Source organism: uncultured Shewanella sp., from assembly GCF_947495455.1.
Taxonomy (GTDB): Bacteria; Pseudomonadota; Gammaproteobacteria; order Enterobacterales; family Shewanellaceae; genus Shewanella.
Genome location: NZ_CANLZC010000001.1, coordinates 1 through 24,349, shown reverse-complemented (window position 1 = coordinate 24,349; position 24,349 = coordinate 1). Strand labels below are relative to the sequence as shown.

The window sequence follows — 24,349 nt, the reverse complement described above, 5'->3', positions numbered from 1 at the left end:
TCTTATTTGCCATCTCTTGTTTGCCAATGAGGGGCCGCATAACGGTTTAAGTAATCGATGGCCCAAGCGCGGCGGGCTGTTGGCGCACTGGTTTTGGCTTGCTGGCTATTTTGGCCGTAAAAAGCGCTGACATACGCAATCAACGCCTCGGCGTAGGGTGTCAGACTGACACCCTATGCGTTAGTCTGAGCCTTGAGCTTAGTCTTATCGGACTTAGCCATGGCTCGCGGGCTTTTGGTTATTGTCAGTCTGCTTGTTAGCGCCTTGGCTTTGATAACCTAGACTCACCAGCGTTAGCCCATCGAGCTTGCTGTACTGACGTTTCAGTGAGCCAAATTGGAAAAAATACGGCTCCAACCATTCGCGTTTTTTATCGATATTAGGAAACCATTCCTTGGCTCGACGCTTGCCGAACCCTTTAAGTAATTCCGCTTTTTTCTTAGCACTGTACAATGCTTTACTGCGCTTACGCCAAACCTGTTGCGCAATGGGATCAAGGGGGTCTGCGTAACAAAGGCCGTGATTAATACTACCGTTAATAAACACTAAAATGCCTAAGCGGTTTTCCGCAATAAACTGCTTCTCTAAGTTGATTTTTGTGCCATTTAATAAGAACTCGGCGCGGCCAAACACGCCGCTCATCTCATTCTCGATTTGTTGCCATTCCTCGGCAGTGATAGCGGCAGTGATACTGGCGTTAGTTGAAATTGTCATGGTCATCATCCTTAAAGTGAGCTGATATCAAGGGGCAATTGTTGGTATTTACCGTTGTTTTTACGCTCGTAAAGGCGCAAATACTCACAAGTGCCCGTTACCTGAATGGCATCGGCAATGGCCTCCATGGCCGTTAACCACTTTGCATCATCAATATTCAGTTGGCGCAGGCTCAGCACTTGATTGACATTAATGCGGCCTTGTTGATCCACTCTAAAGGCATGATCCACCATGGCCATGAGCCTATCATCCGCCCCACCCGACCATGAATGAATACACTCGTCAATTAAGGCTTTGGCGGTTTGAATGCGCTCATCAAACACGCGATGCTCACCGATGGCACGGCGCACTTGGTAGCGACCATCAAAAGAAGTCAACACCACATTGCCCTTGCTGCCACCGTATTTGACCCCATACTCATTGGCAGAGAGATCTACAAAGTCGGTGAGTTGCTGCTGGGCCTGCTGCTTAAAGCCTTGCATAGTCACACGCAGGGCCTGCGCTTGTTGCACGATATTGTGCACCAGATCATCACGGATCAACTCTAACGGCTTGATTTGACTTTCAGGCACTAAATGGCCAAGGGCGTTTTGGCGAAAACCTGCTGGGATTGTGTCTTGATTAATTTGTTTAGTCATAATTTATCCTTAAACCATGTTTAAATAGGCGTTAAATACGCATTCAATGCGATTTACTGTAATCGAGGGCAAACTGTTAGCGGCTGCGACAAATAAGGCGTTTTCGTTTCGGCCAAGACTTCATCACTTAATTGAGGAATAAGGGTATTGAGAGACTCCAGCAATTTAATCGCCATGACATCGCTTAAATCCCGTTGATTTTCTGCATTGATTTGATATTCCACATTTCCCTCTAGCGTTGGGCCATCAATGTTCTCTATTGTTATAATTTCTAAAGTGATTTTTGCCATTAATATTTACTCCAGCAAACTGTAATGCCGTTAAATTGGGTTGCTAAACGCGTGCGTAAGCCTTGGCTGTCGCGCTCGGTGATTTCCACCGCCTTATCGATAAAGTCTTGGCTGGGGTGCTCAATGCAGATCACCCTGTCGCTATGACTGCTAAGCACTTTCATGCCCCTAAGGGCTAGCGCGGCCACAATGCGCGCCCGTTCGGTATCAACGGCCATAGTGTTCTCCTTTTTCTTCTTTGGCGAGCAAGCGGTTGTAACGCATAGCTAGGCTTTGCAGCTCAGCTTTTAACAGCTTGACAAGTTGCGAGAGACCGCCGTCGTCGCTGCGCACTTGTCGCTCAAGCCTGCCGATAGTGGCCTCGGCCTGATAAGCTGGAGCTATTTGAGCTTGCTGTGCCTTAGCCTCAAAAGGTTTAAAATGCTGATTGACAGGCTGAGACGAATGGGGGCAGCCCCCTCGACACGCTCGGTATAATTTCAACCGCGTTGGATGACTGGTTAGGGTATTACGCTGATATTTATCGCATTGGTGTAGTGGAATATCCCCCATGATTGGGCACGATACGGTTTTGGCCATATATGCCCCCTCAACTAACGCTTGCATGCGGTTTAAATCACCGGGGTATTTACCATTAATCAGTTGACTCACCACAGTTTTAGAGACCCCTAACTCATTGGCCACCGCCACTTGGCCACGGGCTTTAGCCTGCTGACTTAATATTGTCGTCCATGTCATTTCGCGGCTTCCTTATTATTAAAGGGGTAGAAGACTTGCTGATTTTGATCGTACACACCGTTATTACGCACTTGGGGCGCTAATCGGCCTGAATTACGGATTAAGCGATAATGAATACACTGGCCGCGCGGCCGTCCTTTGCGCGGATTAAGAGCCTTTAAATAGCCCGATTTAACCAGTTGCGTTAAATAGCGATAAATGAGGCCTGATTTCACGCTGGTTGTGGTCATAATGAGGCGTTTATTGGCCTTGTTATGAATACGCAACACGTTCCAGACTTGCTGCCTGTCTGTGTGTAATTGACTGTTTTGTTGAGCAGGTTTAACCACATGTAGCTTGTGCTTATTAGCGACTCCCTGCTTAGCTGTTAGCCCTTTATTCTTGGCTGTTAGCCCTTTATTCTTGACTGTTAGCCCTTTACTCTTGGCTGTAGGCACCTCACACGCCGTAGCTAGATTTATATTGTTTCCCATAAAGTAAAATTCCTTTTATTATTATAAAATTAACGCTTTCCTTGGTGTATTCCATGGTTAAGAAACAATTGCCCATCGCCCCAAATTTCTTTATCCACATAAGGCTGATCATTGACCTTGGCAAAACGTTCGATTTTCTCCAGTGCAATCAATATTCGCCGCACTTCGCCCCCTGAGCGCACGCGAATATAATCAAGCAAGTCTTCCCCAACACTGATCCCATCTTCCAGTAACTCGGTGGCAAACATGTGCACGTCTTCCGCATCGGCGGGCTGAAACTCGACCCACTCTGAAATGCGGTTAAATAGCTGTTTGCGATGACTAATACGGCGGGCAATTTCTTCCATGCCGATTAAAATGACTGGTTGCTCTGTGGCGTCGTAAATATCCCGAATGGTTTCCATCGTCTTGGCTTGGCCGACAATGTGATCCACCTCATCGACAAACAGCGCAATTTGTAGCTCATTCATGGTATTAATAATAAAATCAACGGACTTACGCAGAGGATACAAAGGCTCACTGCCTAGCTCTTTGGCCACACGAGCAAGAAAAGAGCTGGGCGTGTCGGTGGCGCAACAACGCACATAAATAGGTAAACTGCCACCGCTGGTTAACTGGTTAATGATATAGGCTACTGTGGTGGTTTTACCGTTACCCGCTGGGCCATGAATAAGGCCACCTCCAGGGGTGATTTGACTGCGCCCCAGCAAATTAGAAAACATGTCTTGAGTGCGCAAAACGTTTTTTACTTCTACGGTTTTATATTTCATAATAATCCCTCATGTTGTGAATAAGGCTATGTCTATAGCCCAATGTGATAGGCGGACTCAGCGAACTTGGCGGCTGGCTGAGTCTGCCGATTTCAAAACCCTGTCTAGACGACTTCTCTGTAATACATTGTTTAAACGGTATTTTTTAAGCCACTTCTCCTCTGTTTGGGTTAATGTTCGATTTAATGATTCTTTGGTTAACATCATGGCTTTTTCGTGATCGGTACGGACTATGTGGCTTTCATGCTTGGCGGCCCGCTGTTTACGCTCAGCCATTTCAAGGCGTTGGCGCTCTATCATGGCTAACTCGTTGGCGCTCAATGAGTCTTGCCTACGCTGGCTGCCCGCCTCTAACCCTTTGATACTGGCATTGTTATGTTCGATGGGACGCTCGATATGACGTAAGCTATCGTTAAGGGCCTTTTTCTGAGCCAGTTCATCGGCGTATAAATTGTCGATGCCAAACTCTTCTTGCAGCTTTTTGGCGGTTTTGCGCATGACGGCTAAGTCTTTCTGTGCCTGCTTGCGGCGTTCGCGATATAGCACAGGGGATATGCCATTGTTCACTAGCTCGTGGTTTACCGCTTCAACATAGGTCTCAAAGTCCTCGATGGGGTATAAGGTGGCGCGGCCAATATCATTAGGATCCACAAAGACGCGCACTTTTTTACGCTGCCAGGCGACTTCCATCAATTCTGGTGCGGTATATCTAACATTACCTGCGCGCACTCCACCCCGCGCCACTGTGCTGGTGCCGATGTAATTAAGTAGATAATCAAGCACATGCTCGTTAGTGATGGCGCGCTTTTTGTAGCCACTTTCTGCATACAGCTCAAAAGGTGTTTTTTGGGTTTTATCGTGGGGGACGTGGTTATAATCAAACTCAAGATAATCATTGAGCGCTTCTTGCAACTGGTGTGGCGTTAACGCCAAGCTTAATCGCGCTTGCTGCACTTGCTTTTTACCTTCGCCAATTCGCATAGCAAAAGTGTGCATGGCTTCAATTTGCTGACGATCATTCACGCTATGGCCGATATAACCGGGCATTTTTTCCATCAATACGCGGCTCATGGTGCCAAAGAAGCGCTCAATAAAAGGTTTTTCCCAGCCTGAAAAGGCCGCCGCCCGCGATTGTTTAAGCTCTAACATCTCAAAAATCGTGGTGGTGCGTTTTGACACGTAATCGCTACCATTGTCCGTACGCATAATGGCCCCCTCTTCGGGTATGCCCCACTCAAGCAAGCACTTACGCAGCAACAAACAAATCGCTTCGCTATGTGATGCAGGCGAGACAATCAGCTGTACACGACGGGTATACACATCAATAGCCGCGACGATACAGTGACGCTTAAGCTTGCCATCCACATTTAACTCAACATCGGTGGGGGTAGAATCAAACTCCCAAACTTGGTTCGGGCCATCCACTTGCGGGTACATGGTGCTAAATAGCGGCCTGTATTTGTCTGTGTATTGAGTAGGATTAGTGATATACGCCAGTGCCACCTCATTTTTAGCCGCATATTGAGCTAACCAGCGCTTAAACGAGCCGATAGAGGGTAACTCCCAATTGAACTCAGCGGCTTTCACCTGCGCCATTTCTCGCACTTTTTTGGGTTGATTCAATAAATGCGGCTTAGCTGTGATCAGCGCATTGATAAACTCATTTAATCGGTACTGAGTGTCGATTTTGTTTTTTTGAACATTCTTATGTTTATCAATTAGCCCTAAAATCCCATTTTTCTTATATTCAGCTCTCCAATTATACAGCGATGATTTTCCTACTTTTGGAATGTAATTACGTATTTCATTGATAAGTAATATTATTTCATCGTTATATTTTTTAATGAATAATTTTACTCCATTCATCCTATCCCCAGCCGCTTCGTAAGGTATTAAAAAATTTTCAAATTCAAGTACTATTTTCTCTCTAGCTTTAGCCTTGTTTTGAACACTTTCAGACAGGCCCATGAAAAACTGAATAGCAGTGCTTTTTTGTAAAATACTCTTTTTTCGTTCTTGAAATTGACTTGATGCGTCATTTTTTTACGCGATCACTAATAGATACATTTGTTAATAAATTATCACCTCCTGTATTTTTTACCCGTATAAAAGCTTGAGTTTCCAAAGGCAATGAATCTATATGATATTCAAAACCTTTTCCCTTTTCACACTTTCGTTTACTCCAAGATTTACTTTGAGCTTTAAGCCTCACACTCCTTCCACAATTAGGTGTATAAGGTAAAGCTGCAATTTCATTCGCTGTAAACCATTCTTTAATAGTCATTTTCACCACCCAACAATTGAACTCCAATCGTTTTTGAAAGATCACTCATTATTGAATTGGCAAGTTTTCGCTTAGGTCTACGGCCAGTATCAGGCGCAAACCACTGAATATACTTTTGTACAGTTCTCGGCTTGTAACCATTTTCAATTGCCCAGGAACGGCAACTCATCCCTTGTGCGAGTAAAGCAGCATGAATATGATTCGCTTTTTCTATCTGCATATTTGATTTCTCGTGTTACAATTTAAATGTTACGCACTGCGTACACTTTCCATATAAGCAACATATTACGCATTGCGTAATATATGAACAATATAGGATCGTTTTTAACGCATAGCAACACTTTTAACGCGATCAAGATCAACTTTTGGCGCAAAAGGAAATGATTAAAGAAGTAAAAACTTGATTTTATTGAAAATAAAAAGTAGAAAAATCTATGAATAACAAGACCAGTGTTACATCTGAATTAACAGACAGCACTCTTCATAAAAGAATAAAACAAGCAATAGGCTCAGATAGTAATAGGAGTTTTGCCTCAAAAATCAATATATCAGAAGGTACATTACGTAGAATATTGAAAGGTGAAGATCCAAAACTATCTATTATTAGTAAAATAGCCAATGAAACAGGCGTCGATTTGAATTGGCTAATTACTGGTAATTCTGATCAAATACGTACTGAGTCTTCATCACTATCTATAGAGAAATTTGATGATATTTTTAGTCTTATCCCTAGTTATAATGTTCGCATAAGCACAGGGCATGGTCACTTTCCATCAGATGAAGCCGTGAATCATCATCTAGCATTTAGGAAAAGATGGCTAAAACACCGAGGAATTAACCCCGAAAAATTAGCAGTCGTATTTGCCCATGGTGACTCAATGGAACCAACGATACAATCTGGCAATTCACTATTAGTTAATACTGAAGATGTTCAACTTACAGACGGTTCAATTTTCGCTTTAAGGTTTGGTGACGAGCTTTATGCTAAGCGATTACAAAAACGATTCGATGGCTCAGTAGAGCTGATTAGTGACAATAAAGAATATAAAGATCAATTGGTTGAAAAAAAAGACATCAATGAATTAAAAATAATAGGGAAAGTCGTTTGGGTAGGGAAAGATCTCTATTAAAATCACTATAACGCCAATTTGGATGGCGTCTCGAACTCAAACAAAACATTAAGATTTTGATCGTACATGCCGCTATCTCGACGTAAAATGGGCGCTTTTCGTCCAGTATTAAAGCTTGCTTTTAAATGAAAATAATCACGCTGTCCGCACCTTTTATCATTACCTACTGTTTTATTTACTCTTTTTCTCATGAGATAACCCGCTCGCTCTAACTGCCTCAGATAGGCGTTAATGCTTTTAATCGATGCGGATGTGGTTAATTCGATTTGTAAATTGGTGAAGTGCCGATGAACACGCACCGCGTTCCAAATAGTTTGCTGACCAGGGGCTGATTGATTGGTTATTTGATTATAATTCCCCTTGCCGACTCTAGCCTTGGACACATCCACGACACGATATACATAGGGTCGTCGATACCAGCCTAGCCCATCGATAATAGCCACAGCTTCTTGTTTAACGAGTTTATTGATAAAAGTGCGGCATTGTTCCAATGGCATACTTGACTCATTGGCTATCTCAGAGACTTCAAAAGCATCTCTTTCAAGCATCAAATTCCATGCGATTTGAGTTTTGGATAATTCAGGCATATAAATACATCATATTTAAAACATGAATGAATTATGGCATTAACAACTATTCTTACAACTTCGGCTAATTTCAATAAATCTCATTTCATCCGATCTCTATGGCAATATGAGGATAATCTGTCTCATTTCATCCGATCTCAACAAAGAACATGAAATTTTAATCTTCACAGCTTCAAACCCGCATTCACACTGGAAAATCTCAGCAAATTTCATCTAATCTCGCTTATTCTCGGTTTCTCATGTCATGTGATCGGTTACAAATAGCATGCACTCTCGCTCACTTTCTCCAAATAGGTTCAAAGCTAATCTTCCCCTCTTAACTCCTTTAATCGTCACACTGACCTAGAGCAATAATCATTACCTAATGAGCTTTAAAATGAAAAATTATGTTTTCTGGTTACAAAACTGTTAAATGCAATGCAAAACTGTTAACTTAGCCCCTTAATTATTTAGGTTAGCTATTTAGGTTAGCCTTATTTTTATAAGAAAATGATGAGCAAAAAAACACCTAAAAAACGAATACACAACAGTTAATTTCAACTCTAACGATATGAGTGATAGATAAGGCCCCAAAGATCCTCACCTCTATCACGGAGCTCTTATGAAAAGTCTCATTTTGATTAGCGCATTACTGCTCAGTACCGCAACACACTCTGTTTTTGCCCAAGCGCAATGCGGCAAAGTCACCATCGCAGATATGAACTGGAGCTCAGCTTCATTAATTGCCAATATAGATCGTTTTATTCTAGAAAAAGGCTATGGCTGTGATGCGCAGTTAATCTCGGGTGATACTATGCCAACCACCACCTCTATGGTTGAAAAAGGGGAACCAGATATCGCCCCTGAACTTTGGAGCAATAATGTTAAAGAACTGATTGATAGAGGACTAAAAGATAAACGGATCATCATTGCTGGTAAGTCACTATCAGATGGTGGCGAAGAAGGTTTTTGGATTCCCAAATACATGGTCGATAAAGATCCAAGTTTAAAAACCATCGAAGGCATTAAGGCCAAAGTTAAGCTTTTTGAACATCATGAAAACCCTGATCGAGGGGCTTTTTATGGCTGCCCAGCAGGCTGGGGATGTCAAATTACTTCAGAAAATCTCTTTCGAGCACTTAAACTTCAACAAGCCGGATTTGAACTTGTCGATCCGGGCTCAGGAGCAGGCTTAGCGGGTTCTATCGCGCGAGCTTATGAGCATAGCGAGCCGTGGTTCGGCTATTATTGGGCTCCCACGGCCATATTAGGAAAATACAAAATGGTTAAAGTTGATTTTGGCAGTGGCATCAATGTCAAAGAATACCAAAACTGCATTTCCAAAGCAGACTGCACCGATCCCAAAGTCACCATGTATCCCCCTTCACTAGTCCAAACCGTCACCACTCGCGATTTTGCCAAAGGCTCTCCCTTAGCCTTCACTTATTTATCAAAACGTTCAATTACCAATAAACAAATGAACAACTTACTCGCTTGGATGGAAGATAATCAAGCCGATGGAAAAACCGCTGCTGAAAACTTCCTCATAGAACATGAAGAGATCTGGGCTCAGTGGCTCCCCCAAGATGTGGCAAACAAAGTCAAATCAGCGGTTAAAAACCTGTAATTTACCATGAAGAATGAGGCCAAATGTGCCTCATTTTTTATACAGTGCCTAAATTACCTAAAATGGCCCGCGACACTTTATTAGCGACACGTCAATATTTAGACGAAAGCTTGAATGATGATACAGGCCTCACAATCCATTATCCCCTATAAAAACCAATAATAGAGGTCACAGAGGTACCCATGACTGATTTTTCTTGGCTAAATACATTTCCTAACTTGCCTAAAATGGCCCGCGACACTTTATTAGCAACACGTCAATATTTAAATAGCAGCTTGAGTGATAATACAGGCCTGAATCTATTATCCCCTATTAAAACCAATAATAGAGGTCACAGAGGTACCCATGATTGATTTTTCTAGGCTAAATACATTTCCTACATTTCCAAAAATAGGTCGCGATACCTTATTAGCCATACGTCAATATTTAGACAGCAGCTTTCGTGATTATACTGTTCCCAATCCATTAACCCCCTATAAAAACCAATAATAGAGGTCACCATGGCTAATTTTTCTTGGCAAAATACATTTCCTAAAATGGATCGCGACACCTTATTAGCCGTACGTAAATATTTAGACGGCAGCTTTCGTGATTTTTCTCGTGAATATGGTGATGCCATTGAATCTTTTTTCGATCCACTACTGAGCTTTCTCATTTGGTTTGAAAAACTGCTAGTACAATCACCTTGGTGGGCTGTTCTGCTTTGCATTACCGTCTTTGTGTATCTCACAGGCCGTTCATGGAAACTGGCCTTGGGGGTTGTATTGTCATTTCTCCTCATCGGTTACTTAGGAATGTGGGAAAATACCATGCGTACCTTAAGCATTATTACCGTTTGCACCCTTATCGCCATTCTCTTAGGGATCCCTATTGGTATTTTGATGGCGCGCAGTAATCGCACTCAAACCTTAGTTACCCCTATTTTAGATGTGATGCAAACCATGCCCGCTTTTGTGTACTTGATCCCCGTAGTCATGTTGCTCGGCATTGGTAAAGTGCCAGGCGTCATTGCTGTCGTGGTGTATGCCATTCCACCTGTCATTCGACTGACCAGTCTTGGCATTCGGCTGGTCGATAAAGAGGTGCTCGAAGCCGCCACTGCCTACGGTGCCAATCCAATACAAAGATTATTGGGCGTACAGCTTCCTCTCGCCTCACCCACTATTATGGCAGGGATCAACCAAACGATCATGATGGCACTTGGCATGGTAGTCATTGCCTCCATGATTGGTGTAAAAGGCTTAGGCCAACCCGTACTTAAGTCCATCACTAATCAATACTTCACACTTGGACTCTTTAATGGCTTAGCCATCGTCGCTTTAGCGATTATTTTTGATCGTACTTCTCAAGCTTATGCGAAACGATCTCAGCAACACATTCAAGGTGCGCATCATGACTGAACAATCATTCCATTCAAAGACACAGAATCAAACCACACAGAGTCAGCCACCAAAAAAACAGCCGCTCATTCAAGTTAAAGAGCTTTATAAAATCTTTGGTAAAAAACCTGCCAAGGTAATGCCTTTGGTTAAAGAAGGATTATCTAAAGAAGACATTCTCGCTAAAACAGGCCATACCCTCGGACTTAAAGCCATCAACCTTGATATTCACAAAGGTGAAATTTTTGTCATCATGGGACTCTCTGGCTCAGGAAAGTCCACTTTAATTCGTCATTTCAATCGACTTATCGATCCCACTGATGGCCAGATTTTGGTTGAAGGTGTGAATGTGATGAAATTCAACAATAAAGAATTAGAACAATTTCGGCGTCACAAAATGGCAATGGTGTTCCAGCGATTCGGATTAATGCCCCATAAAAATGTGCTGGATAATGTCGCCTATGGACTCAATATTCAAAAGGTCGACAAAGCCACGCGCCATGCCAAAGCCACACAATGGCTTGAAACCGTTGGTCTGGCTGGATATGAAGCACAATACCCCACTCAACTGTCTGGCGGACAACAGCAACGTGTCGGACTCGCTAGAGCTTTGTGCACAGATGCAGAAATTCTGCTCATGGACGAAGCCTTTTCAGCCCTTGATCCTTTGATCCGCAGTGAGATGCAAGATCAACTTATGGAGCTACAACAAGCGCTTCATAAAACGATTATCTTTATTACCCACGATCTCGATGAAGCCCTGCGTATTGGAGACAGAATCGCCATTCTTAAAGACGGTCACTTAGTCCAAGTGGGAGAGCCTGTTGATATTTTGCTTAACCCTGCTGACGACTATGTTGAGGCCTTTGTCAAAGATGTCAATCGTCCACGGGCCCTCACCGTTGAAACGGTTATGAAGCCACCCGCCTATCGCCTCACCGCAGATACCATAGGAGATGCACTCAAGCAGATGAAACAAATTCCAGCAAATTATGCTTATTATGTCACTGATGAGGGTTTTCAAGGCGTTGTATGCCAAAGCGCATTAGAACACGCCGTTAAACATGATGAAGATGCCCCAATGGAGGACTTTCAAGTTGAAGCTATCACTCCCATCTCACAAGATGCACAACTTGAAAGTATTATTCCCGCCACCATGGAGTCTAACTTACCCCTGCCCGTTATCGATGCGGAAGGCGACTTGCAAGGAGAGCTGTCACGAACTCACCTCGCCGATGTGCTCTCTGATTTTTACAAAGACGACGAAGCAGGCATTGATGGAACTGATGACGACACCAATACCGAAAAATAAGCAGAAAAATAAAACAAACACCCCATTTAATCAGCCTATCAAAAAAGAAGGATAAATGATGATCCGTTACCCCGCAGCCATTTTTTGCATTGCGATGACTTTGTGCACTACAGTCAATGCAAGTGAAGTCGATGATGAAATAAAAGCGCTCAAAGCCCGTATCGAAAAACTAGAATCAGGCAATGAAGAAGTCGATGCCAATAAAGGTAACTTTGTTGAATTTGGTGGCGCCGCGCGGTTCCAATATTCTTATGAAGACTATAACTCAAAGAATGAAGATCGTGGTGGAGACATGGATTTTGATGTTTTTCGCCTCGATATTGATGGCAGCTTTGAGGAAATGATTTTTTCAGCCCAATATCGTTGGTATCAATACATGAATGTGGTTCAGCATGCTTGGGTGGGTTACAACTTCACTGAACAACAACAAGGCAAAATTGGAGTGACCCAAGTCCCTTTTGGTATTTTAACTTGGGCATCGAACAGCTTCTTTTTCAGCTCTAATTTCTATCTTGGATTAGAAGACGATTATGACTTAGGCCTAAATTACACTTATAAAAGTGATAAAAATCGCTTTGATTTGGCTTTCTTTAAAAATGATGAGCTCGGTGGACTCGATGGCTATGTTTCTGATCGTACTGACAGTTATTCTTACAATATTGTCGGCGTTCGATTACCCGGTGAAGACATTTACGACGCGCCCAGTGCAGGTTACGCCGCAGGTGAAACCAACACAGTCAACGTGCGATATACTCACGATTTTATATTTGATGACCTCTCACTGGAACTCGGTGGCTCGCTTCAAGCCGGTCAATTAGCCATAGAAAATGGTACCGATGGAAAAAATATGGCTGGAGCATTTCATGGTGTGATCAACTATGACCGCTGGAATGTTAAATTACAGTTCACTGAATACCAATTCGATGTCGACGGCATGGACACAGAACGTATGGTCGTGGCGGCCTATGGTTTTTATGATACCATTGCCGCCGAGGCCACCAGCTACATGGCTAACGTGGCGTACAGCCTACCTGTCAATATTGGCCCAATCTCTAACCTTACCTTTTACAATGATTATTCGCTGATCACCAATAAATCGGCCAATCTTGACGATACCTTTATGAATGTTACTGGTATCACCATTACCGCAGGCGATCTATACACTTATGTTGATTTTGTTGTTGCCGAAAACCAACCTTTTATCGGCGGCTCAATGGCGGGTGATGGCGGCGTTAACAAAAGAGTGAATATTAACTTAGGTTATTATTTTTAACACTTAATATTAAACATTTAATATTTATTCCATAACAATATTAAAGATTATCAGCCTTTATATGAAGGTTGATTATTTTACAGTCGCATTTAATCATTAAATAGTCCATATTCACTATTAATGCTGATTGGATTTTACCTTCTTAATTAAATCAACTAATACATCTAACTCTGATTTATTTTCCTCAATCATTTTAATGGCATACTTATCAATTTCAGCGATATTTTCTTTAGAGGCATCAAATGCAGCATTACCCGGTAATTCTGTCACTAATGTAAATCTATTATAATAGAGAAGCCGATTTTCAGGATTATTTTTGATTCTATGCATCGGCGTTGATTTGGCAAAAAATGTTTTTCAAGTTTGTGGCATCGAACACGCATTTACGCCACTTTAGACTTTAGGTTTAACAAAAAAATGCGCATTTATTGTGCCTTTACACGCAAAATGACTCTCTGAGATCTATACTCTAGAAAAAGACCATCCCCATCAATCAAGGTTCAATACCACAATCAAAGAGGTGATTATGTTAGGAGAAAGTCACGCCCTTATTTTTGATTTTCCTGAATACCGAGATGCCATTTCAGCCCTCAATAGCGAAGATAAAGATTTCTCTGACAAAGCTGCCCGCTATCATGAACTTGATCTTGAAATTAGACGATTAGAGCTCAAAGACTCTCCCGTCAGCGACGACACTATGCACCAACTCAAACACGAACGCTCAGTACTGAAAGATGCCCTCTATGAGAAAATGAAAGCACAAACGCAAACCTAGTGACAAAAATAATAACAAACAGATTGCTAAACGACATTCCCCTCATCCCCGTTAAGATTAACGTGTTTTCTGACAATCATAGCGGGGAATAATCACCAGTAGTTAACGTTTATCCCAGTAACAAGGCGAGCCAAATTTTTGGGATAAAAAGTCAATCACCACCCTCACTTTAGGTGCTAGCATTTGCGTATCAAGATACAGGGCATTAATCGTTTGTGCCTCTGTGGTGGTCGATAATTGATAGTCATTCATAATAGACACCAATTTACCAGCCTTTAATGCATCACCAATTAACCATGTTGGAAATAAAATAATGCCTCCGCCTTCAATAGCTGTCGACACCAGTGTATCGGCGTTATTGCAATAAAAGGCCCCTGTCACATGATAAGGCAATGGTTTATCTTTACCGATATACCAAGGTTGTAATCCATTTATCCCTTTAATAACAAGGCAGTTATGCTCCATTAATTCCTCTGGCGAATGCGGTGTACCGTAGCGTTTCAGATAGGAAGGACTTGCAGCCATCACATAATGTTGAGTCGCAAATCGCTTCATTCGCATAGAAGAGTTTTTGATGACGCCAATTCGAATAAGTAAATCAATGCCTTCAGTGACAGGCTCCACAAAACTATCGGTTTGCTGCATCTCTAACTTAATCAAAGGATAGCGAGATAATAACTCGGGAATATAAGGCGCAATATGTAAGTGAGCAAACGCAACTGGGGCACTGATCTTCACTAATCCCCGTGGGCTATTTGAATTTTGCTCAATTTGCTCCGTCACTAAACTGTATTGATGCATAATTTCACCCCCATATCGCGCAAAAGCCACTCCTTCATCCGTTAAAGAAATGGCTCTGGTATGACGATGCAATAACTGGGTGTTCATTTTTGTTTCTAATTGGGCCATTTTTCGAGACACCGATGAAGGTGTCATGTCTAACAGCCGAGCAACCTGTGAAAAGTTCTTGTATTGCTTGGTCATTAAAAAAAGTTTTATTTCAAAAAGCGATACATCATAATTCATAGTGATCTTTCAATTATCCATTTACTTGAAACAATAGTTTAAACCATTTTCTGCTCGACTTTTAATAGATTATTCAAGTCTTTTATTTGATAAATAAATACTCACTAACGCCAACCCAATGCACATAATGGCTAATAAACGCCAATAATTAAATGCAATTGGCGTATTGCCTAACCAACCAAAGGTATCAATCACTAAACTCATGCTCATCTGCCCAAAAATAATCGTCACTGTCGCAATGGCAACCCCTATTTTAGGCACAGCTACCACCATCATTAGAATATAGATAATACCAAATAAGGCCCCCATTAATTGCCATTTAGGCACAGCCAACAAGCTCACTTTATGTTGACCTTCAAAGAAGGCAATTAAGACGGCATTAATAATCAATCCAAAACCAAACGTCACCAGGGCGGTATCCAGCATGCCCACTTTCTTGCCTAACTGACTGTTTATCGCCGCTTGTGTACTCAGTGCCATGCCAGATAACACGGCCAATAACATTAACCCTATCATCATTTCGCTCCCATATAGGTGAACACCAATGCAAGGACAACCCAAAACATGCCCAAAATGCGTAACCGATTAATCGGTTGTTTTAACATGCCAAACCAACCATAAACATCAATCACAAGACTTTTCGTCACTTGACCAAAGAGCACGCCTATCATCGTCATGGTCACGCCTAAAGTCGGTGTCGCCAGTGTTAACACAACCACATAAATAGGGCCTAAAAATCCGCCAATGAATTGCCATTTAGGCACATTTCTCCATGGCTCTCTAGCAGTGCGTCCTCGAGAAATAAACAAACGCGATAATAATAAAATCAATGTTCCTATGCTAAAAATACTAAAACTGGCCCACAGGTGCCCCACTTGCTCACCTAAGGGCCCCAACAGGCCCGCCTCAATTGATAGGCCCATACCTGCTAGGGCCACACACAAAATATAAACAATATACATGGTTAACGAGACACTTTAACAGCAGCTTGGCGCTGATATGCTTTACCATTGGGATAGGTCGCAAACTCTAAGTGCATGCCCCAAGGCGTTAAAAAATATACCCACGTTTCTCCTGCTGTTGGGCCGTCAGTCGACTCGGTAGGCTTAGCCAATACCTTGATATTATGTTCATGCAAATAAGCCACGGCACTGTCCATATCCTCCACATAAAAGGCCAAGTGATGACCCCCTATATCAGCGTTACTTGGAACCTGTTTATTACGCGGAATATTATCGGCATATTCAAATATTTCAAGGTTGATATTATGTGCATTCATCACGGCAATTTTTTTCACTTCTGCGCGAGGATGTACATTTAAATGCGCTGCCATCCAATCATCATCTGATTTAAATGGGCCAAACTCATACAATAATTCAAAGTCAAAGTGCTGCTGAAAAAAAGCAATCGCTTCATTCAAATTAGGCACGGTAAAACCAACATGATCCACTTTTTTTAATCCTGGAATAGCCATTATCGATCTCCTCGTTCATGACGTAATTTATTCAAGGCACCCATAGTCGTCGCCCCCTTATTAAACCCGGTATATACTGAACTAAAAATAATCAGCTCTTCGAGTTCCTCATAAGTTGCGCCTTGCTTTAATGCCATATCCACATGAGCTGCAAAAGGGCTCCCCTCACTGCTAACATTCAATGCCATTTGATCTAGCGCAATGGTAATTAATGCCTTGGTTTTTTGATCTATGTGTGGTTGAGCCCACGCTTCACCCGCCACACGCACGGTAAAATCTCCCCATGCTGGATGGATTGATTTTAATCCCTCGATGAGTTCTGCATCATCTAACACGGCATTGGCTAACGGTTTCATATAAACTCCTTCGATATCAATTCACAGGCTGTATAAAACAGCTCTCTAACGTGGGAAGCATTATTAAAGAAAAACGCGGGTTGAAACACCCATCAAGCCGCAAATCACTTATGCAAAAATCGCACAAGTGCTACAGATGAGTTAATTGAATAAATGAAAACAAAGGGTGGTTCAAATAATAAACAAGAGTAACGGCATAAAAGAAATGATAATAATGCATGCAATAACACGAACATTCACCCTGATATACGCAGGGCATATGGCCAGTAAATGTATCACTCAGGTGCCATTCAAATGCAGAGCTGAATGATGTACTCGCTCAGATTTCACACTTTGCCTTCGTTGACGTAAATAACATCTCAAAACACAGCAAATAGCTTATTTCAAAAAATAACAAAGCGATTATAAGTACACGAAAACTATAGAATGTCGATAGCGGTAATAAACCGAGGGCGTTCACTATTTTGTGTTTATGTCATATTCGATAACATAATGATGGAAGTCTTGACTCTCGCCCGTTTTGTTATTAGTTGTATTATACCAATTCTATTATATAGATGATCAATTCAGAGCTTCTCAGGCTTTTCAATTCAAGACGCATTTATGCTGTAATGGTGATCCCTTTCAAATGAATGCAACGCTGAAGTGGAATGTCTGAGAAGCTCACTTTGTGCGGGTTTCAACATACTTTATGCTACGTTAGATGTTTTCGATATAGAATCACTGTTAGCTTCAATCATCCGCCTTGCCTACAGCATGTTGAATTCCCGCTGAAAGATCACTTATATAGTAGAATTGGTATTAGCCCTATTTTAAATGGTTTGTCAGCTGTTTGACCAGATCCCTGTCAGGTTAGCCGCATTAAACAATACGCCAGTTGCAAGTGGTGCAGTAAATAACACCATTAAACAGTAAACAAAGCATAACTGTTTTTTAGTAAGCCGCTTTAACTGTGTTTGTAAACTTGAGCTACGTAATCTTAAAAAAGAAGTGATAAAAATTAATGCCAGTACAAACCACCAAACACCCTGATTTAATATTGGAGTATGATAAGCTACGCCAAACACCCCCATACAACTCAAAAGAGCAATAAGCCACTCACCAAACCAACTTAATTGAAAATAGCGGTCTCTCACTAACCAATAGCCTCTAAAGCAAAGCGTTATAAAGAGGTAACTCACTAAAATCCAAAATAAATACTTAAATATTTCCATTTTCTTTTTAATAGTTGGCCTTTATTTAGCCTTTTTAAGACACCCTGTCTCACCCATCATTTCTTCACTCTTCATACTATTAAGGATTAAAGCTCAGAATTCCATCAGTGATTACCCTGCAAGATACAAGCTAAATGTAAATAAAACAAGCAGCTTGCTTTAAAAAAGTAGCATTAACCTACTAAAAATATTAATAAAACCAAATTTAATTCAATAAAACAACGCATATCAAAGACAACTGGGCCGTTACAAGCACAATGTAAAATAGAATGTAGGTAGTGAAATTAAAGGCCGTGAAAGCGAATATAACTCATACAAATTAGCCAGTACGGTCGCACCGTTAACATTGATCTGCTAACGATAAAGTGAGCTTGTACAAATCGTCATAGCATATTCCCATTTCATTATTCACTTTAATGCTTCACTCGCTTTTTACTGCTGCGAAGCAAACGTGCCTATTAACCAATTTTTAAAACAACGCACTTTAGCACTGTCTTGATGATGTGGCGAACTCACTAATGAATAACTCAGCCCTGTCAACACTTCACCTTCTGGGTGTGGAACTAACCAACCTTGTTGTAACGCATTTTCTATCAGAAGTTCACTCACCAATGCCACTCCTTGCCCCGCTAACGCCGCTTGAATGACCTGTTGTTCCTGATCAAAAGATCGCACTTTAAGCAACTTAGAATGGCCTTTATCATATTCCGCTTGTGCTTGAAAATAACCTTGCCAAGTTATCGGTTGCAGATCAGGGTTTTTCCATCTTGTTTCAATTAAGCTTGCCGCCGCTAAATTTGGCTGATTATTTAAATAAGTCTTAGTCGCGAACATACCAATACGCTCTGTGATCAATGTCTTAGTATGAGCCTGTCTACTGTCTGTTGACCCATATCGTATTGCGACATCCACTCGCCTATCTTTTAATAAATCATCTAAAGTTTCACCTGTTTTTACCACCACTTTAATGTTCGGATGACTCTGATAAAAAGAGGCCAATTTGGGCACCAGCCACTGCGCGGCAAAAGATGACGTCGTACTGACCGTCAACACTGACTGCTGATACGTAATATCACCAAATACGCCCGCCAATTGTTGCAACGACTGATGTGCCACTTTAGCCAATTGTTGCCCTTCTTGAGTTAATTCAATCGCACGGGTTTTACGCTCAAAAAGTAAAGTTCCTAATTTGTCTTCTAATGCGCGAATTTGATGAGACACTGCAGTTGCTGTGACATTCAATTCTTTCCCTGCCAACTTAAAGCTCAACAACCTTGCTGCAGCTTCAAATACGCGAATTGAATTCAACGGCGGTAAATGAGAAAACATAAACACACTCAGGTTAATTCATAGATGAATAAATCTCATCTATAATAAAATATTCATCTTTTGTCAACTTAACACTTTTCATTCAGTATCGAGTTATTCCATTTTCCCCCTTTAATAAAAATCAGTTAGAGGATATATGAGCACTATTCTTCATATCGATACAAGCGCACGCCCCCTTTCTCCTAAAGAGAATCGTTCAACATCCATTTCAAGAACACTCGCTCAACATTTTATTACATTGTGGCAAAATCAATTGCCGCAAACACAGTTTATTCATCGCGATTTAACCACTAGCCACGTCGGTTTCATTGATCAAAACTGGATTGAAGCCGCATTTACCTCAAAGGAAAAGCAAACCCAAGCACAAACTGCAATATTATCGCTATCCAATAAGCTTATTGATGAAGTGATTCAAGCCAATACCATAGTACTCTCCACTCCTATGTATAACTATGGTATGCCTGCCACGCTCAAAGCTTGGTTTGATCAAGTGATCCGCATTGATAAAACCTTCAGTTTTAATTTAAACCGAGGTGACTATCCACTTAATCCTATACTGTCAGGCAAACGCTTAGTGCTGATCACATCCAGTGGTGAGTTTGGCTTTGAACTTGGTGGGTTAAGAGAAAAAATGGATCATTTACATCCACATATTGAAACCCTCAGCCATTATTTAGGCGCCGAAAGTATGCACACTATTCGCGCAGAATACCAAGAATTTAATGATGAACGTCATCAAGCATCACTCAAGCGCGCCTATAAAGAAATAAAGCTTTTAGTCAATAAATTGACTCGTCAACCCTCACAAAGATCAGTCTAGATCCCTGAGTACTGCTAAGAATCGCCGCATTTGAAGTGCAAGTTATATTTTCAAAGCGGCCTGAAACTAGCTTGTTATCAGTTTCCATAGCGAGTAAAGAGGAGGTATATAGTCAATTTGACCTATTACAGAATTAGACTAAAGTTTAGTAAGAGCGATTCACTTCCGTTCTGTGCCTAAGGGCCATAAAGCCTCAGCTTCATACACTGAGGCTTTTCTATGCCCTATAAAAAATATTATTTATTTTTAGGAATAAAAGTATCACTATTAGTGATGATATGATCCCAATCATAGCTGTCCACTGTGCGCGCTAAATTCCATATCGTTTTAATAGTTGGCACACCTTCTTTAACGCCACACACACCAGACCAAGACGTCACACTCCCATATTCTCCCCAATTGACAGAAAATGATACCACCACCATACGGCTTAAAGTGGGACTCTCCTTCGTTGTCTTGGCTGGCGATGGTTTGGCATTCATCCAGCCAATCATAGCAACACTATTACCCGAAGTACCTGAAGGGGACGTGTAAGTCCCCGATAATTGTCCTGATTTTCTATCAACGCTCGTTATGTTTAACTTCGACCCCAATTCATTGATCCATTCTCCCTTTAATTGCTGACATGTTGGACTAGAGGGCTTAACAGGCTCGGCATACACCTGACCACTAAGCAGAAAGATCAATATAGGGGTAAGAAATCGCATATAAAAATAGTGTTTCATCATTATCTCCTTCCATGAAGTACATGCTACTCTAGAATTATAGGCGTTATTGGTATGTATTGAATGATTTAATAGAAAAGAAATACAAGCGATTTAATTCACTTAAACCGCTTTATCAGAATCCATACTGAGTGACTTGAACCGTCTTATACCATTGATATTAAATAAATGGCTTTTTAATCAAGTTGCCCTAAATGTTGAGACAACCAGTCATCATCAATATACGCATAGCCTTCGCCACTCACAGATTTGATTTTAGACTTGCCGTCTTGATTAAGAGGCAGTTTTTTTCGTAACCGACTGATCCGCACATCAATGCGTCGATTATGTTTATTAAAAACCTCCCCAAATGCCGCCATACTCAAACGATCACGACTGACAATCCCTCCTCGCTCAGAAAGTAACTCCTTCATCATGATCATTTCACAATAAGTTAGATCCTCTCTTATTTTTTTCTCCAAAATTCCCTCTCACACGTTCCCGTTAACATTTACGCTACAAACTTACACAATATTCACGCAATTTAAAATGAAAAACTGACAGATAACGAAAAAAATTCCATAGGATCAATAAAAAGCATCTAAACTTCTTACGATATTTCATGATCACCACTATGACCGTTAGTTTTATGCCTTGTATTGACTTTAGTTGCGCGAGAAAGGGCCACTTTAGAAAGCCAATAAATGGTCAAATTGATGAGAAGCGACTAAACATGATGCCCTATGCCTTAAAAGACATTTTTATTATGATAGGTGACTGACAATCCATGGGCTAATTTGATAAATACTGAATGGTTCTATTGCGTGATATGACTATCACTCACTTGTTATTATCATTTTATTACCTCTCACCTTATGCTTAATATGACAAAAATTAACACTATTTTTTACGAGCAATATTTCAGATATACTAACGTTATCTATCTAGGTTAACACCCTCTTGTAAAATAAATTGCTCAATAACCACTTCTGCCTCAGCATTTTTTTCTGCAGATTTTGTCTTAGAGAAACTGTGTACCATACCCGCCCCCTTTATCATCGAAGGCATCATATTGTCAGGAATTAACAATGAAGATAGCGACACGCCAACCCAAGTTAATGTCATTAACATAATCAAAATCCGGCAACGATATAAAATATAAAAAAGGAGTAAATACATAATGAACGCCAACCATATGTAATCAGTATGTTTAAACAAGGTTACACGAACAACCATAACACAACATCATGCTAAAGTATGAATACATTCCTATCCAAATGGCTATAAATACAAAACACAGTAATACTTTTATACTAATCTCAATATGATTGAAAAATAAGGTTAAGCGTCATATATTGATTTCCATCATAAATGAAATGATTATTGTTCCCATATTTTTATTGGTTTTGAACAATTCACGATCACAATAAGGCCTGCTATGAATCACACCATTGACACTATCCTTGCACATCGCTCAATACGAAAATTTACTCAACAAGCCATTGATGAGTCATTACTCACTACCCTTTTAAATTGTGCAATAGCGGCTTCCACATCTAGCTTTATCCAATGTGTGAGTATCATTCGAATCACAGAAACAGACAGTCGAAAAACCTTGACCCAATTAGCCGGCGGACAAGAGTATGTAGCATCAGCCGCCGAATTTTTCGTATTTTGTGCCGACTTTAATCGCCATAAACAAATTAATCCAGATGCTCAATTAGGCTTTACAGAGCAAACATTAATAGGCGCTATCGATGCCGCACTGATGGCACAAAATACGCTACTGGCTGCCGAATCATTAGGATTAGGAGGCGTGTATATTGGTGGTATAAGAAATAATCCTCAAGCAGTTTCCGATCTATTAGCTATGCCTTCTCATGTCATTCCACTTTTTGGATTATGCCTAGGTTATCCTGATCAAAACCCCGAAATAAAACCGCGATTACCACAGAGTCTTGTGGTCCACCAAGAACGCTATCAGGATAAAGTAGACAAAAAAATCTTAAGTAAATACGACGAACACACACGAGAGTATTATCGTCATCGAACTCAAGGTGCTAAAGACATGTCTTGGTCAGAGCAAATCACTACCACGCTGAATAAAGAGTCAAGGCCTTTCATGAAAGACTTTATCAATAAAAAAGGTTTCAGTACTCGCTAAAATCCTTCTTAAGGGACTGGCTGTCCCTTAGAAGCGCACCAGACTCGATACCATTGTTCATGATTAAGTGATAATGATTGGGACGCTACCGCTAACGCTGTTCTAGCAATATTACCACTGCCTAAAATAGGTAATGGATCAGAAGGATGCCGCATGATCCATGCATATATAACTTGCTCAATGGAGTCGGCATTCAATTCCTCTACTAATGTTTCAAGTACAGCCTTCACTCTGACACTTTGCGGATTATCAAGATTAAAAACTTCGCCTCCAGCTAAACAAGACCACGCCATAGGGCGGCACGCCACTCTTTGCAACTCTTCTAATATTCCGCTTTCAAATATACTTAAGTTTAACGGGTTCATTTCAATTTGGTTCGTCACTAAAGGAAAATCTAAACGTGACTGAAGTAATAAAAATTGCGCGGCAGTAAAATTAGAGACGCCAAAATGCTTGACCTTTCCTTGCTGTCTTAATAGCGAAAAAGCGTTAGCCACTTCATCTGCATCCATCAAATAATCGGGCCTATGTAATAACAATACATCAAGGTGATCAGTCCCCAATAGCCTTAATGAATTTTCCACCTGAGAAAAAATCACCTTTTGACTAAAATTATAATGCCCGATACTATCACCTTGGCTGGGTACAATACCGCACTTAGAGATAATCTCTAACTCATCTCGTAGCCCTTTTTTCAGCCTGAGTGCCTGCCCAAATAACTGCTCACAAGAAGGATTACCATACACATGAGCATGATCCACACTGCTGATCCCAAGTGCTAAATGTGATTGAATGAAAGACAAACATTCCTGAGCAGATAATCCCCACTCATCTAAACGCCAATATCCCTGCACGAAATGAGAAAGATTCAACCCATTAGATTGCATCGGCGTTTTCAATACCCGTTCCAATTTAGTTGTCATCGCGAATTACCTATTTCAATTTGCATAATAAAAGGATCCCAGTAACACTTTATATACCCGTGACTGAGGGATCCCCACTTTTCTGGCTCATAAACAATGAATACTGATTGTGAAGTGAGCCAAGTTATACAGCACATAACTATATTCTTCCAAAGTCACTTCGTACCGCTCATCTTCTATCACTTCCCGACCGACATAAATGATCGACAACACAGGCCTGTACCTCGTTGTATTGGCTTGTAATGTTCGCTGCATATTTTTCATTACCGCAGCTTTACCTATGCACCAAAGACTAAATAAAGCTAGTGCGGCTACCAGTAATAAGTTGTCATATCTTAGGAGCGTTTTAGAGTTTGAGTATTCAATTGCT

General features: G+C 41.1%; 34 protein-coding genes and 1 pseudogene. 10 read left to right on the top strand and 25 right to left on the bottom strand.

What is annotated here, in order from left to right:
- Window positions 1-2: 2 nt before the first annotated feature.
- The 11 genes from Q0791_RS00175 to Q0791_RS00125 all read right to left on the bottom strand — a co-directional run bounded on the left by Q0791_RS00175 (window position 3) and on the right by Q0791_RS00125 (window position 6,127).
- Window positions 3-143, bottom strand: a complete 141-nt coding sequence (locus Q0791_RS00175; RefSeq protein WP_299001702.1) for a hypothetical protein — start codon at window positions 141-143, stop codon at window positions 3-5.
- 70 nt (window positions 144-213) lie between these two features.
- Entirely contained in the window at window positions 214-714 is a 501-nt protein-coding gene (locus Q0791_RS00170) for a hypothetical protein (protein ID WP_299001701.1), read from the bottom strand.
- An 11-nt stretch (window positions 715-725) separates the two neighbouring features.
- Window positions 726-1,352, bottom strand: a complete 627-nt coding sequence (locus tag Q0791_RS00165; RefSeq protein WP_299001700.1) for a DUF3164 family protein — start codon at window positions 1,350-1,352, stop codon at window positions 726-728.
- Window positions 1,353-1,405: 53 nt separating this feature from the next.
- Window positions 1,406-1,642 carry a hypothetical protein gene (locus tag Q0791_RS00160; protein WP_299001699.1) on the bottom strand — a complete coding sequence of 79 codons (237 nt, stop codon included), beginning with the start codon at window positions 1,640-1,642 and terminating at the stop codon, window positions 1,406-1,408.
- The gene (locus tag Q0791_RS00155; RefSeq protein ID WP_299001696.1) at window positions 1,642-1,860 is read right to left on the bottom strand and encodes a hypothetical protein; all 219 of its coding nucleotides are present in this window, start codon (window positions 1,858-1,860) and stop codon (window positions 1,642-1,644) included. Before Q0791_RS00155 ends, Q0791_RS00160 begins: the two co-directional genes overlap by 1 nt.
- Entirely contained in the window at window positions 1,850-2,380 is a 531-nt protein-coding gene (locus Q0791_RS00150) for a helix-turn-helix transcriptional regulator (protein WP_299001694.1), read from the bottom strand. Before Q0791_RS00150 ends, Q0791_RS00155 begins: the two co-directional genes overlap by 11 nt.
- Complete coding sequence (locus Q0791_RS00145; protein WP_299001692.1) at window positions 2,377-2,853, bottom strand: hypothetical protein; 477 nt, start codon at window positions 2,851-2,853, stop codon at window positions 2,377-2,379. The genes Q0791_RS00150 and Q0791_RS00145 overlap by 4 nt, the downstream gene beginning before the upstream one ends.
- A gap of 29 nt (window positions 2,854-2,882) precedes the next feature.
- Window positions 2,883-3,623 carry an ATP-binding protein gene (locus Q0791_RS00140; protein WP_299001690.1) on the bottom strand — a complete coding sequence of 247 codons (741 nt, stop codon included), beginning with the start codon at window positions 3,621-3,623 and terminating at the stop codon, window positions 2,883-2,885.
- 57 nt (window positions 3,624-3,680) lie between these two features.
- Window positions 3,681-5,489 carry a DDE-type integrase/transposase/recombinase gene (locus Q0791_RS00135; RefSeq protein ID WP_299001688.1) on the bottom strand — a complete coding sequence of 603 codons (1,809 nt, stop codon included), beginning with the start codon at window positions 5,487-5,489 and terminating at the stop codon, window positions 3,681-3,683.
- Window positions 5,490-5,658: 169 nt separating this feature from the next.
- Window positions 5,659-5,907: a DNA-binding protein gene (locus Q0791_RS00130; protein WP_299001687.1), complete on the bottom strand. Its 249-nt coding sequence runs from the start codon at window positions 5,905-5,907 to the stop codon at window positions 5,659-5,661.
- Window positions 5,897-6,127: a hypothetical protein gene (locus tag Q0791_RS00125; RefSeq protein WP_299001685.1), complete on the bottom strand. Its 231-nt coding sequence runs from the start codon at window positions 6,125-6,127 to the stop codon at window positions 5,897-5,899. The genes Q0791_RS00130 and Q0791_RS00125 overlap by 11 nt, the downstream gene beginning before the upstream one ends.
- Before the next feature lie 214 nt (window positions 6,128-6,341).
- Between Q0791_RS00125 and Q0791_RS00120 the strand changes: the two genes are divergently transcribed.
- A complete protein-coding gene (locus Q0791_RS00120; protein ID WP_299001683.1) occupies window positions 6,342-7,037 on the top strand; it encodes a S24 family peptidase in 696 nt (231 codons plus the stop codon).
- 5 nt (window positions 7,038-7,042) lie between these two features.
- On the opposite strand, the gene Q0791_RS00115 is transcribed toward Q0791_RS00120, so the two are convergent.
- Window positions 7,043-7,624: a hypothetical protein gene (locus tag Q0791_RS00115; protein WP_299001681.1), complete on the bottom strand. Its 582-nt coding sequence runs from the start codon at window positions 7,622-7,624 to the stop codon at window positions 7,043-7,045.
- Window positions 7,625-8,225: 601 nt separating this feature from the next.
- On the opposite strand from Q0791_RS00115, the gene Q0791_RS00110 reads away from it, so the two are divergent.
- The 6 genes from Q0791_RS00110 (at window position 8,226) to Q0791_RS00085 (ending at window position 13,194) form a co-directional block, all read left to right on the top strand.
- Entirely contained in the window at window positions 8,226-9,230 is a 1,005-nt protein-coding gene (locus Q0791_RS00110) for an ABC transporter substrate-binding protein (RefSeq protein WP_299001679.1), read from the top strand.
- 182 nt (window positions 9,231-9,412) lie between these two features.
- Entirely contained in the window at window positions 9,413-9,583 is a 171-nt protein-coding gene (locus tag Q0791_RS00105) for a hypothetical protein (RefSeq protein ID WP_299001676.1), read from the top strand.
- Window positions 9,576-9,719: a hypothetical protein gene (locus tag Q0791_RS00100; protein WP_299001674.1), complete on the top strand. Its 144-nt coding sequence runs from the start codon at window positions 9,576-9,578 to the stop codon at window positions 9,717-9,719. Before Q0791_RS00105 ends, Q0791_RS00100 begins: the two co-directional genes overlap by 8 nt.
- An 11-nt stretch (window positions 9,720-9,730) precedes the next feature.
- Window positions 9,731-10,630, top strand: a complete 900-nt coding sequence (locus tag Q0791_RS00095) for a proline/glycine betaine ABC transporter permease (protein ID WP_299001672.1) — start codon at window positions 9,731-9,733, stop codon at window positions 10,628-10,630.
- The gene (locus Q0791_RS00090) at window positions 10,623-11,921 is read left to right on the top strand and encodes a glycine betaine/L-proline ABC transporter ATP-binding protein (RefSeq protein WP_299001671.1); all 1,299 of its coding nucleotides are present in this window, start codon (window positions 10,623-10,625) and stop codon (window positions 11,919-11,921) included. The genes Q0791_RS00095 and Q0791_RS00090 overlap by 8 nt, the downstream gene beginning before the upstream one ends.
- A gap of 55 nt (window positions 11,922-11,976) precedes the next feature.
- Window positions 11,977-13,194, top strand: coding sequence for a carbohydrate porin (locus Q0791_RS00085; RefSeq protein WP_299001669.1), 1,218 nt, complete (start codon window positions 11,977-11,979; stop codon window positions 13,192-13,194).
- 117 nt (window positions 13,195-13,311) lie between these two features.
- Here the strand turns inward: Q0791_RS00085 and Q0791_RS00080 are convergent, their stop codons facing one another.
- Window positions 13,312-13,464, bottom strand: coding sequence for a hypothetical protein (locus tag Q0791_RS00080; protein WP_299001667.1), 153 nt, complete (start codon window positions 13,462-13,464; stop codon window positions 13,312-13,314).
- Between the two features lie 256 nt (window positions 13,465-13,720).
- On the opposite strand from Q0791_RS00080, the gene Q0791_RS00075 reads away from it, so the two are divergent.
- Window positions 13,721-13,969, top strand: a complete 249-nt coding sequence (locus tag Q0791_RS00075) for a DUF465 domain-containing protein (RefSeq protein WP_299001665.1) — start codon at window positions 13,721-13,723, stop codon at window positions 13,967-13,969.
- Between the two features lie 102 nt (window positions 13,970-14,071).
- On the opposite strand, the gene Q0791_RS00070 is transcribed toward Q0791_RS00075, so the two are convergent.
- From Q0791_RS00070 to Q0791_RS00040, 7 genes are all read right to left on the bottom strand, one after another.
- Window positions 14,072-14,995, bottom strand: a complete 924-nt coding sequence (locus tag Q0791_RS00070; protein WP_299001662.1) for a LysR family transcriptional regulator — start codon at window positions 14,993-14,995, stop codon at window positions 14,072-14,074.
- 69 nt (window positions 14,996-15,064) lie between these two features.
- Window positions 15,065-15,514 carry a DMT family transporter gene (locus Q0791_RS00065; protein ID WP_299001661.1) on the bottom strand — a complete coding sequence of 150 codons (450 nt, stop codon included), beginning with the start codon at window positions 15,512-15,514 and terminating at the stop codon, window positions 15,065-15,067.
- Window positions 15,511-15,957: a DMT family transporter gene (locus tag Q0791_RS00060; RefSeq protein WP_299001659.1), complete on the bottom strand. Its 447-nt coding sequence runs from the start codon at window positions 15,955-15,957 to the stop codon at window positions 15,511-15,513. Before Q0791_RS00060 ends, Q0791_RS00065 begins: the two co-directional genes overlap by 4 nt.
- Window positions 15,958-15,959: 2 nt before the next feature.
- The gene (locus Q0791_RS00055) at window positions 15,960-16,469 is read right to left on the bottom strand and encodes a VOC family protein (protein WP_299001658.1); all 510 of its coding nucleotides are present in this window, start codon (window positions 16,467-16,469) and stop codon (window positions 15,960-15,962) included.
- The gene (locus Q0791_RS00050; protein ID WP_299001656.1) at window positions 16,469-16,825 is read right to left on the bottom strand and encodes a carboxymuconolactone decarboxylase family protein; all 357 of its coding nucleotides are present in this window, start codon (window positions 16,823-16,825) and stop codon (window positions 16,469-16,471) included. Before Q0791_RS00050 ends, Q0791_RS00055 begins: the two co-directional genes overlap by 1 nt.
- Before the next feature lie 824 nt (window positions 16,826-17,649).
- Window positions 17,650-18,006: a hypothetical protein gene (locus Q0791_RS00045; protein WP_299001654.1), complete on the bottom strand. Its 357-nt coding sequence runs from the start codon at window positions 18,004-18,006 to the stop codon at window positions 17,650-17,652.
- A 465-nt stretch (window positions 18,007-18,471) separates the two neighbouring features.
- Entirely contained in the window at window positions 18,472-19,368 is an 897-nt protein-coding gene (locus Q0791_RS00040; protein ID WP_299001653.1) for a LysR substrate-binding domain-containing protein, read from the bottom strand.
- A 136-nt stretch (window positions 19,369-19,504) separates the two neighbouring features.
- Between Q0791_RS00040 and Q0791_RS00035 the strand changes: the two genes are divergently transcribed.
- Window positions 19,505-20,188 (top strand): NAD(P)H-dependent oxidoreductase, encoded by a 684-nt coding sequence (locus tag Q0791_RS00035; protein ID WP_299001652.1) that lies wholly within the window; start codon window positions 19,505-19,507, stop codon window positions 20,186-20,188.
- 236 nt (window positions 20,189-20,424) lie between these two features.
- On the opposite strand, the gene Q0791_RS00030 is transcribed toward Q0791_RS00035, so the two are convergent.
- From Q0791_RS00030 to Q0791_RS00020, 3 genes are all read right to left on the bottom strand, one after another.
- A complete protein-coding gene (locus Q0791_RS00030; protein WP_299001650.1) occupies window positions 20,425-20,916 on the bottom strand; it encodes an avidin/streptavidin family protein in 492 nt (163 codons plus the stop codon).
- Window positions 20,917-21,089: 173 nt separating this feature from the next.
- Complete coding sequence (locus tag Q0791_RS00025) at window positions 21,090-21,374, bottom strand: helix-turn-helix domain-containing protein (RefSeq protein ID WP_299001649.1); 285 nt, start codon at window positions 21,372-21,374, stop codon at window positions 21,090-21,092.
- A gap of 454 nt (window positions 21,375-21,828) precedes the next feature.
- Window positions 21,829-22,023, bottom strand: coding sequence for a hypothetical protein (locus Q0791_RS00020; RefSeq protein WP_299001647.1), 195 nt, complete (start codon window positions 22,021-22,023; stop codon window positions 21,829-21,831).
- 307 nt (window positions 22,024-22,330) lie between these two features.
- Between Q0791_RS00020 and nfsA the strand changes: the two genes are divergently transcribed.
- Window positions 22,331-23,056, top strand: coding sequence for an oxygen-insensitive NADPH nitroreductase (nfsA, locus tag Q0791_RS00015; protein WP_299001645.1), 726 nt, complete (start codon window positions 22,331-22,333; stop codon window positions 23,054-23,056).
- An 8-nt stretch (window positions 23,057-23,064) separates the two neighbouring features.
- Here nfsA and Q0791_RS00010 read toward each other — a convergent pair whose 3' ends face one another.
- Both Q0791_RS00010 and Q0791_RS00005 read right to left on the bottom strand, forming a co-directional pair.
- On the bottom strand, window positions 23,065-23,979 hold the full coding sequence (locus Q0791_RS00010; RefSeq protein ID WP_299001643.1) for an aldo/keto reductase: 915 nt from the start codon (window positions 23,977-23,979) through the stop codon (window positions 23,065-23,067).
- Between the two features lie 87 nt (window positions 23,980-24,066).
- Window positions 24,067-24,349 (bottom strand): annotated as a pseudogene (locus Q0791_RS00005) (IS4 family transposase); the annotation flags it as partial.

Bases quoted from the DNA above. Each gene is read 5' to 3' on its own strand.
- Q0791_RS00165 (WP_299001700.1), bottom strand. From the start codon at position 1,352: ATGACTAAACAAATTAATCAAGACACAATCCCAGCAGGTTTTCGCCAA.
- nfsA (WP_299001645.1), top strand. From the start codon at position 22,331: ATGAATCACACCATTGACACTATCCTTGCACATCGCTCAATACGAAAA.
- Q0791_RS00085 (WP_299001669.1), top strand. From the start codon at position 11,977: ATGATGATCCGTTACCCCGCAGCCATTTTTTGCATTGCGATGACTTTG.
- Q0791_RS00070 (WP_299001662.1), bottom strand. From the start codon at position 14,995: ATGAATTATGATGTATCGCTTTTTGAAATAAAACTTTTTTTAATGACC.
- Q0791_RS00110 (WP_299001679.1), top strand. From the start codon at position 8,226: ATGAAAAGTCTCATTTTGATTAGCGCATTACTGCTCAGTACCGCAACA.
- Q0791_RS00040 (WP_299001653.1), bottom strand. From the start codon at position 19,368: ATGTTTTCTCATTTACCGCCGTTGAATTCAATTCGCGTATTTGAAGCT.
- Q0791_RS00155 (WP_299001696.1), bottom strand. From the start codon at position 1,860: ATGGCCGTTGATACCGAACGGGCGCGCATTGTGGCCGCGCTAGCCCTT.
- Q0791_RS00130 (WP_299001687.1), bottom strand. From the start codon at position 5,907: ATGACTATTAAAGAATGGTTTACAGCGAATGAAATTGCAGCTTTACCT.
- Q0791_RS00055 (WP_299001658.1), bottom strand. From the start codon at position 16,469: ATGGCTATTCCAGGATTAAAAAAAGTGGATCATGTTGGTTTTACCGTG.
- Q0791_RS00145 (WP_299001692.1), bottom strand. From the start codon at position 2,853: ATGGGAAACAATATAAATCTAGCTACGGCGTGTGAGGTGCCTACAGCC.
- Q0791_RS00035 (WP_299001652.1), top strand. From the start codon at position 19,505: ATGAGCACTATTCTTCATATCGATACAAGCGCACGCCCCCTTTCTCCT.
- Q0791_RS00075 (WP_299001665.1), top strand. From the start codon at position 13,721: ATGTTAGGAGAAAGTCACGCCCTTATTTTTGATTTTCCTGAATACCGA.
- Q0791_RS00120 (WP_299001683.1), top strand. From the start codon at position 6,342: ATGAATAACAAGACCAGTGTTACATCTGAATTAACAGACAGCACTCTT.
- Q0791_RS00020 (WP_299001647.1), bottom strand. From the start codon at position 22,023: ATGTTAATGACATTAACTTGGGTTGGCGTGTCGCTATCTTCATTGTTA.
- Q0791_RS00125 (WP_299001685.1), bottom strand. From the start codon at position 6,127: ATGCAGATAGAAAAAGCGAATCATATTCATGCTGCTTTACTCGCACAA.
- Q0791_RS00100 (WP_299001674.1), top strand. From the start codon at position 9,576: ATGATTGATTTTTCTAGGCTAAATACATTTCCTACATTTCCAAAAATA.
- Q0791_RS00050 (WP_299001656.1), bottom strand. From the start codon at position 16,825: ATGAAACCGTTAGCCAATGCCGTGTTAGATGATGCAGAACTCATCGAG.
- Q0791_RS00095 (WP_299001672.1), top strand. From the start codon at position 9,731: ATGGCTAATTTTTCTTGGCAAAATACATTTCCTAAAATGGATCGCGAC.
- Q0791_RS00010 (WP_299001643.1), bottom strand. From the start codon at position 23,979: ATGACAACTAAATTGGAACGGGTATTGAAAACGCCGATGCAATCTAAT.
- Q0791_RS00140 (WP_299001690.1), bottom strand. From the start codon at position 3,623: ATGAAATATAAAACCGTAGAAGTAAAAAACGTTTTGCGCACTCAAGAC.
- Q0791_RS00135 (WP_299001688.1), bottom strand. From the start codon at position 5,489: ATGAATGGAGTAAAATTATTCATTAAAAAATATAACGATGAAATAATA.
- Q0791_RS00105 (WP_299001676.1), top strand. From the start codon at position 9,413: ATGACTGATTTTTCTTGGCTAAATACATTTCCTAACTTGCCTAAAATG.
- Q0791_RS00090 (WP_299001671.1), top strand. From the start codon at position 10,623: ATGACTGAACAATCATTCCATTCAAAGACACAGAATCAAACCACACAG.
- Q0791_RS00150 (WP_299001694.1), bottom strand. From the start codon at position 2,380: ATGACATGGACGACAATATTAAGTCAGCAGGCTAAAGCCCGTGGCCAA.
- Q0791_RS00060 (WP_299001659.1), bottom strand. From the start codon at position 15,957: ATGTATATTGTTTATATTTTGTGTGTGGCCCTAGCAGGTATGGGCCTA.
- Q0791_RS00170 (WP_299001701.1), bottom strand. From the start codon at position 714: ATGACAATTTCAACTAACGCCAGTATCACTGCCGCTATCACTGCCGAG.
- Q0791_RS00115 (WP_299001681.1), bottom strand. From the start codon at position 7,624: ATGCCTGAATTATCCAAAACTCAAATCGCATGGAATTTGATGCTTGAA.
- Q0791_RS00030 (WP_299001650.1), bottom strand. From the start codon at position 20,916: ATGATGAAACACTATTTTTATATGCGATTTCTTACCCCTATATTGATC.
- Q0791_RS00065 (WP_299001661.1), bottom strand. From the start codon at position 15,514: ATGATGATAGGGTTAATGTTATTGGCCGTGTTATCTGGCATGGCACTG.
- Q0791_RS00160 (WP_299001699.1), bottom strand. From the start codon at position 1,642: ATGGCAAAAATCACTTTAGAAATTATAACAATAGAGAACATTGATGGC.